This is a genomic window from Mesorhizobium sp. WSM4844 (assembly GCF_055811775.1).
The window spans coordinates 57,573-63,666 of sequence record NZ_JBVVQB010000040.1 but is presented as its reverse complement, the minus strand read 5'-3'; the positions used below and the strand labels follow the sequence as shown (position 1 = coordinate 63,666).

Annotated in this window: 9 protein-coding genes; 7 read left to right on the top strand and 2 right to left on the bottom strand. The window is 64.3% G+C overall.

Features of this window, described 5'->3' with window-relative positions:
• Window positions 1-90 precede the first annotated feature (90 nt).
• From bluB to ndk, 3 genes are all read left to right on the top strand, one after another.
• Window positions 91-726, top strand: coding sequence for a 5,6-dimethylbenzimidazole synthase (bluB, locus tag AC0L2A_RS25660; RefSeq protein WP_287053699.1), 636 nt, complete (start codon window positions 91-93; stop codon window positions 724-726).
• A 134-nt stretch (window positions 727-860) separates the two neighbouring features.
• The gene (locus AC0L2A_RS25655) at window positions 861-1,157 is read left to right on the top strand and encodes a DUF1905 domain-containing protein (RefSeq protein WP_473611162.1); all 297 of its coding nucleotides are present in this window, start codon (window positions 861-863) and stop codon (window positions 1,155-1,157) included.
• Window positions 1,158-1,368: 211 nt separating this feature from the next.
• Window positions 1,369-1,791 carry a nucleoside-diphosphate kinase gene (gene ndk / locus AC0L2A_RS25650; protein ID WP_473611160.1) on the top strand — a complete coding sequence of 141 codons (423 nt, stop codon included), beginning with the start codon at window positions 1,369-1,371 and terminating at the stop codon, window positions 1,789-1,791.
• Window positions 1,792-1,923: 132 nt separating this feature from the next.
• Here the strand turns inward: ndk and AC0L2A_RS25645 are convergent, their stop codons facing one another.
• Window positions 1,924-2,691 carry a YbaY family lipoprotein gene (locus tag AC0L2A_RS25645; protein WP_473611159.1) on the bottom strand — a complete coding sequence of 256 codons (768 nt, stop codon included), beginning with the start codon at window positions 2,689-2,691 and terminating at the stop codon, window positions 1,924-1,926.
• 283 nt (window positions 2,692-2,974) lie between these two features.
• On the opposite strand from AC0L2A_RS25645, the gene AC0L2A_RS25640 reads away from it, so the two are divergent.
• From AC0L2A_RS25640 to AC0L2A_RS25625, 4 genes are read left to right on the top strand one after another with little or no spacing between them, the layout of a single operon-like run.
• On the top strand, window positions 2,975-3,298 hold the full coding sequence (locus AC0L2A_RS25640; RefSeq protein ID WP_473510057.1) for a BufA1 family periplasmic bufferin-type metallophore: 324 nt from the start codon (window positions 2,975-2,977) through the stop codon (window positions 3,296-3,298).
• Between the two features lie 27 nt (window positions 3,299-3,325).
• Window positions 3,326-4,255: an MNIO family bufferin maturase gene (gene bufB / locus AC0L2A_RS25635; protein WP_473611158.1), complete on the top strand. Its 930-nt coding sequence runs from the start codon at window positions 3,326-3,328 to the stop codon at window positions 4,253-4,255.
• Window positions 4,242-5,042, top strand: coding sequence for an HvfC/BufC N-terminal domain-containing protein (locus AC0L2A_RS25630; protein ID WP_473611156.1), 801 nt, complete (start codon window positions 4,242-4,244; stop codon window positions 5,040-5,042). The genes bufB and AC0L2A_RS25630 overlap by 14 nt, the downstream gene beginning before the upstream one ends.
• Window positions 5,043-5,044: 2 nt before the next feature.
• Window positions 5,045-5,542 (top strand): DoxX family protein, encoded by a 498-nt coding sequence (locus AC0L2A_RS25625; RefSeq protein WP_473524196.1) that lies wholly within the window; start codon window positions 5,045-5,047, stop codon window positions 5,540-5,542.
• 62 nt (window positions 5,543-5,604) lie between these two features.
• Here AC0L2A_RS25625 and AC0L2A_RS25620 read toward each other — a convergent pair whose 3' ends face one another.
• Window positions 5,605-6,093, bottom strand: coding sequence for a molybdenum cofactor biosynthesis protein MoaE (locus AC0L2A_RS25620; protein ID WP_128169235.1), 489 nt, complete (start codon window positions 6,091-6,093; stop codon window positions 5,605-5,607).
• Between the last annotated feature and the right edge of the window lies 1 nt (window position 6,094).

Here is a 6,094-nt window from a genome sequence, read left to right as displayed (position 1 = left end):
GTAAGCAGTAGGGCAGTAGGTATGCGCGCCGACGCTAACCTCGTTACTCCCTACTCCCCTACTCCCCTACTCCCCTAGCAAAGAGACACCATGACCTCAGACCCGGAATTCCCGGACGATTTTCGCGCCGATCTGGCCAATCTCTTCCTGTGGCGGCGGGATGTCAGGCGATTCAGGCCGACACCGCTCCCCGAAGGCGCGCTGGAACGGCTGCTTGACCTCGCCAGCATTGCGCCCTCGGTCGGGCTGAGCCAGCCCTGGCGTTTCGTCATGGTCGAGAGTGCGGAATGCCGCGCCGCCGTCAGGACATGCTTCGAGCGCTGCAATGCGGAGGCGCTCGCATCGTTCGGCGGCGAACGCGCCGCGCTCTACGCGCGCCTGAAGCTTGCCGGCCTGAACGAGGCGCCTTGTCAATTCGCGGTCTTCGCCGACCGCGGGACGCAACAGGGGCATGGGCTCGGCCGCCTGACCATGCCCGCGACCATCGAATATTCGGCGGTGATGGCGATCCATACTTTTTGGCTGGCAGCGCGCGCCGAAGGAATAGGCATGGGCTGGGTCTCGATCCTCGACCCGGCCGAAATGGCGACGATCCTGGACGCGCCGCCGGAGTGGACGCTGATCGGCTACTTCTGCGTCGGCTACCCCTGCGAGAACCACAGCGTGCCGGAACTGGAACGGGAAGGCTGGGAAGTCCGGCGCGCTGCGATGGTGATAAGGCGGTAGGGCAACGGCATGCTGCCATCCTCTTTTGCAGGGAAGAATGGATATCATGGTTGATTTCGCCGGTCGCCGGCGTTGCCGACAAGACACCATGGCAAAGCCAGCCGTGACGGCCTTGATCTGAGGAAGGGCACAAGATGTTTCGCTACGACGTGCAGGCCGAGATCTGGGTCTATCCAGGCAAGGGCGGCTGGCATTTCGTGACGCTGCCGCCGGAGCTTGGGGCACGGATCAAGTCGGCAATGGCGGGGATGGCACGGCCCTGGGGCTCGCTTGGCGTGGAAGCCGTCATCGGCCAGACCAGATGGCGAACATCGCTGTTTCCCGACAAGAAATCCGGCAGCCTGCTGTTGCCGATCAAGACGGCGGTGCGGGTCCGCGAAGGCCTTCGGGCTGGCGACACGGCCAATCTGACGATCGAGATGCAGTTATGACAACATTGGTTTTGGCTGACGGCGACACGCTTGCGGCGGTTAAAGCGCGTCGGCGACGCGCTTAAGTTCTTGTTTTTATGCATGTCGTTATCGCAAAACCGCTGCGCGCTTTGGCGCGAGATGCATTAGCGCCAGCCCCTTGGCAAGCCGGCGGGCGGCTTGTATAGAGCCCGCCACCGTGAATTCCACCCTCCATCACAAGGACGACCCCATGGCGCTCGAACGCACCTTTTCCATGATCAAGCCGGACGCAACCCGGCGCAATCTCACCGGCGCCATTACCCAGATACTCGAAGAAGCCGGCCTGCGCGTCGCCGCCTCGCGCCGGGTGTGGATGAGCCGCCGCGAGGCGGAAGGTTTTTATGCCGTGCACAAGGATCGTCCGTTCTTCGGCGAACTGGTCGAGTCGATGTCGTCGGGTCCAACGGTCGTGCAGGTGCTGGAAGGCGAGAACGCCATTGCCAAAAACCGCGACGTGATGGGCGCCACCAACCCGGCCAACGCCGCCGAAGGCACCATCCGCAAGCTGCACGCGCTGTCGATCGGCGAGAATTCCGTGCACGGCTCCGACGCGCCGGAGACCGCCGCGCAGGAGATCAAATACTGGTTCTCGGACACCGAGATCGTCGGCTGAGCCGATAAGTCACCACGTCATATGCAAAAGGCCGGCGCAATGCCGGCCTTTTTCGTTGCGGCGATCCGGCACCGGACGCCGGGCGCCGACACCCGCCAACTGCGCATGATGCTCAAAAACCGAAACCGGTTATCAGCTCGCGGCGTTGAAGCGCAGGATGACGCGGTCGTCTTTGTCGACGATGATGAGCTTGCCGGCGTCGACGTGATACGATGCCGCCTTGGCCAGCGCCTCGAACAGCGCCTTTTCCTCGGCCATAGTCTCGGGCGCGCAGGCCTTGAAGGTCGAACCGATGTCACTGATGGCAATCGTCGAACCATCGACTTTGGCGGTGGCGAAGTAGACGTTGCAAGGCCCGCTGCCGCCGGCCTTGCCGGCCTCGTCGATCCTGAACGTCGCCTGCGGTTCGGCGATCACACCGATGCCGTCGATATACTCGATCAGCCAGATCTGCCCGACCACCGGGGCCGACGCCGGCTGCTCGCTCGACGTCACCATCTTCAGCATGATGGTCTGCGGCGCGTCGCTCAGTGGATCGACCTGGTGGCGCATATCGGAGATGAACAACAGCCTGTCGTCGACGGTGATGCGCGCCTCCAGCGCATAGGTCATATGGGGCCGGATCACCTGGGGATCAAAGCTGATCTCGAACTTGATCGGCACCTGGCCGGCCGGCGCCACCTTGCGCTCGCCGATGACAGCGGCCGTCGCGTCGGCCAGCGAGACATCGGCAAGCTGCACGGAAAGCACGGCGTTGGGCGGCAGAGCGATGCGCTCGCGATACATCACCTCGCCCTTCAGGGTCTTCTCGGCGGCGACGGACAACTCAGGCACCACCAGTATACCAACGACCAGCGGCACGACACCGAAGATGAAGAACTCGGCGATCCTGCCCAGCATGATCCTGCTCCCCATAATGCGCCAAACTGGTCGGAAGGTCTCGCAGGATTGCGGTGGTTCCGTGGCGCCCCACACGGGCTGTTCACACGGCCGTGCCTTCCGGCGGCTCGTTGCCCTGTGGTCGACCTCCTTGACGTGACAGGCGAAATATTGCTCACGCCAAGTCCCCAGGTGATCACAAAGTCGTGTTCCAAAAAGATGTAACGCAGGGAACCTCCGAACCGAACTGACCAATGCGCGCTTGAGGAACGGCGCGCGCAACAACCCAAGCGGAGGTGAAATCATGTCGACAAGATCAACCGTGAGCGCGGCCTTCCTGGCCGGCGCCGTTGCCACGGCCCTTGCTTCATTTGCGGCGGCTGCGCCGCTGTCCGAGGCAGAGGCCAAGGCAGCGATGGATGCCGGCAAGGAGAAGTGCTTTGGCGTCGCCCTGAAGGGGCAGAACGACTGCGCGGCAGGACCTGGCACCACCTGCCAAGGCACCTCGACTGTCGATTACCAGGGCAACGCCTGGAAGTTCGTCGACGGCGGCACCTGTACGACGATGGACCTGCCCGGCGACCGCAAGGGCTCGCCCACGGCGCTGACCCGCGACATTCCGTCCTAAGCAATGCAAGCTGCCCGGAAAGCGGAGATGAAGATGAACGGACTGGCCCCGGCATCCCGCATATCGAAAACCTCGCGCTTTCCGGCGCACCCGATCGCCGGCCTTGCCGGCACCAGTTTCAAGCACGAGCATCTGCACGCGATCCTTGGCGACGGCCCAAAGGACGGCTTCTTCGAGGTCCACGCCGAAAACTACATGGGCGCCGGCGGTCCGCCGCACGATGCGCTGGCCAGGATTCGCCGCGACTATCCCGTTTCGCTGCACGGGGTGTGCATGTCGATCGGCGGACCGCGGCCGCTCGACAAAGTGCATCTCGGCCGTTTCAAGGCGCTCGTCGACCGCTATGAGCCGGCGCTCGTTTCCGAGCATCTCGCCTGGTCGACCCACGACACCACCTATTACAACGACCTGCTTCCCCTGCCCTATACGCCGGCAACGGTTTCGCGCGTGGCGGATCACATCGATGAAATGCAAGCGACGATCGGCCGCCCGATCCTGCTCGAAAACCCCTCGACCTACGTCCTTTTCGCGGAATCGACGATGAGCGAGACGGATTTCATCCGCGCGCTGGTGCAGCGCACCGGTTGCGGCCTGCTGCTCGACGTCAACAATGTCTTCGTTTCGGCCACCAATCACGGCTATTCAGCACTTTCCTACCTCGCGGATTTCCCGCTCGCGCATGTCGGCGAAATCCATCTGGCCGGGCACGCCGAGCAGGAGGATGACGAGGGCGACCTGCTGCTCATCGACAGCCACGATGGGCCGGTCGCCGACGCGGTCTGGAAGCTCTTCGATATCGTTATCGGCCGATGCGGACCGCTGCCGACGCTGATCGAGTGGGACAGCAGCATTCCCGACTGGCCGGTGCTCAAGGCGGAGGCCGCCGCCGCCCAAGCGATTCTCGACCATCACGCCGACAGCAACCATGTGTTCGGAAAAGCCCATGCCGCAGGATGAACTCCAGTCGGGCGATCTTGGCCACCGGTTCGACTATGCCGCGGCATTCACCGCCGGTTTGCTCGATCCTGACCGTGTCCCGCCTGACGCTGTCTCGGGGCCGAACGGCAAGGCAGCGGTCAAACGATACGCCGTCTACCGCAACAACGTCACGGTCAGCCTGATCGATGCGCTGGCCGCCAGCTTTCCAGCGACGCTGCGCATCACCGGCCCGGACTTCTTTCGGGCGATGGCGCGCTTCCATATCCGCGAAACGCCACCCACTTCGCCGCTTCTGTTCGAATACGGCCACGACTTTCCCGACTTCATCGAGCGCTACGACTATGCGCGGCCGATGCCATGGTTGGCTGACGTGGCGCGCCTGGAGCGGGCCTGGCTCGACGGCTATCATGCCGCCGACGCGGAACCGCTGGCTTGCGTAGCACTGGGCTCGATCCCGCCCGAACGGCTGGCCGATACCGTGTTCGTGCCACACCCGGCAACGCGTGCGATGCGCTCGCGCTATCCGGTCGTGACGATCTTTGCGGCGAACCGGCGCGACCGCCCTGTCGGGCGGATCGAGGCGGACGGCCCTGAAGATGCGCTGGTCACGCGGCCCGGGCTCGAAGTGTTTGTTCGCCATCTCCCGCCCGGCGGCGCAGCTTTTCTGGATCGTCTGATGGCGGGCGAGCCGCTCGGAGCGGCGGCCGCGGCAGCATTTGCGGAAACTGCCGAATTCGACCTTGCCGCCAACATTGCCGGCCTGCTGCAAGCAGGCGCCTTCACAGCGGCAGACCAGGGAGGGTGAGCATGACGAACCATGGATGGAACGCCAGCACCGAGCCGCGAGGGGCTGCCACCCTCGTCGAGAGGGTGAATGCCGCGCTGCGCACGAGTGCCACACCTTCGCTGACGCAACTCGTCCTGCGCTGCGCCCTCGCTGTCCCGTTCTGGCGGTCCGGCGTCAACAAATGGGACGGTTTTTTGCAGCTGAACGATGTGGCCGTGCTGCTTTTCAGTTCGGAGCTCAAGCTGCATCTGCCCGGCGGCCCCTACGATTTTCCCGCGCCTGGGCTGGTGGCCTTCGTCTCAGGATCGGCGGAAATCTTGCTGCCAATTCTCCTCGTTCTCGGCCTGGCGACACGCCTGGCGGCATTCGGCCTGCTCGTGATGACGCTGGTCATACAACTCACCGTGCCGGACGGCTGGCCGCTGCACATCACCTGGGCGGCGATGGCGCTCGGCATCGTGGCGTGGGGACCCGGCCGGATTGCGCTCGATCACTGGATCGGCACTGACAAGGGCTGATGGTAGGCCGAAGGCTGATCGGGGTTGATGTGAATCTCGCCCTCCGGCGGTGACGCGAAGCATCAATTTCGTTTCGGCATGGCCTGCTTCCAGCGGCTGGCGGCCTCGTCGTCGGCCTCCTTGGCGTCGACCCAGCCGCCTTCCGAGCCGTCGGTGTGGTGTTCCTTCTTCCAGAACGGCGCGCGCGATTTGAGATAATCCATCAGGAAGTTCGCCGCCTCGAACGCCGCCTGCCGGTGCGCGGAGGCAGCGACCACCAGCACGATGTTCTCACCGGGCGCGATCCTGCCGTGGCGATGGATGGCGGTGAGCCCCTGCAGCGGCCAGCGGTGAACCGCCTCGGTGGCGATGCGGCCGATCTCGGCCTCGGCCATGCCGGGATAATGTTCGAGCTCGAGTGCCGCGAGCCTGCCTCCCTCGTCGCGGCAGAGACCCGAGAAAGTAACCACGGCGCCGATGTCGGCGCGGCCTTGCGTCATCTTGGCGATCTCGGCGGCGACATCGAAATCCTCCGCCTGGATGCGCACCGTCGGCACCACCGCGCCGGGCATT

Bases quoted from the DNA above. Each gene is read 5' to 3' on its own strand.
- bufB (WP_473611158.1), top strand. From the start codon at position 3,326: ATGAAGATGAACGGACTGGCCCCGGCATCCCGCATATCGAAAACCTCG.
- AC0L2A_RS25645 (WP_473611159.1), bottom strand. From the start codon at position 2,691: ATGCTGGGCAGGATCGCCGAGTTCTTCATCTTCGGTGTCGTGCCGCTG.
- AC0L2A_RS25655 (WP_473611162.1), top strand. From the start codon at position 861: ATGTTTCGCTACGACGTGCAGGCCGAGATCTGGGTCTATCCAGGCAAG.
- AC0L2A_RS25630 (WP_473611156.1), top strand. From the start codon at position 4,242: ATGCCGCAGGATGAACTCCAGTCGGGCGATCTTGGCCACCGGTTCGAC.
- ndk (WP_473611160.1), top strand. From the start codon at position 1,369: ATGGCGCTCGAACGCACCTTTTCCATGATCAAGCCGGACGCAACCCGG.
- bluB (WP_287053699.1), top strand. From the start codon at position 91: ATGACCTCAGACCCGGAATTCCCGGACGATTTTCGCGCCGATCTGGCC.
- AC0L2A_RS25620 (WP_128169235.1), bottom strand. From the start codon at position 6,093: ATGCCCGGCGCGGTGGTGCCGACGGTGCGCATCCAGGCGGAGGATTTC.
- AC0L2A_RS25625 (WP_473524196.1), top strand. From the start codon at position 5,045: ATGACGAACCATGGATGGAACGCCAGCACCGAGCCGCGAGGGGCTGCC.
- AC0L2A_RS25640 (WP_473510057.1), top strand. From the start codon at position 2,975: ATGTCGACAAGATCAACCGTGAGCGCGGCCTTCCTGGCCGGCGCCGTT.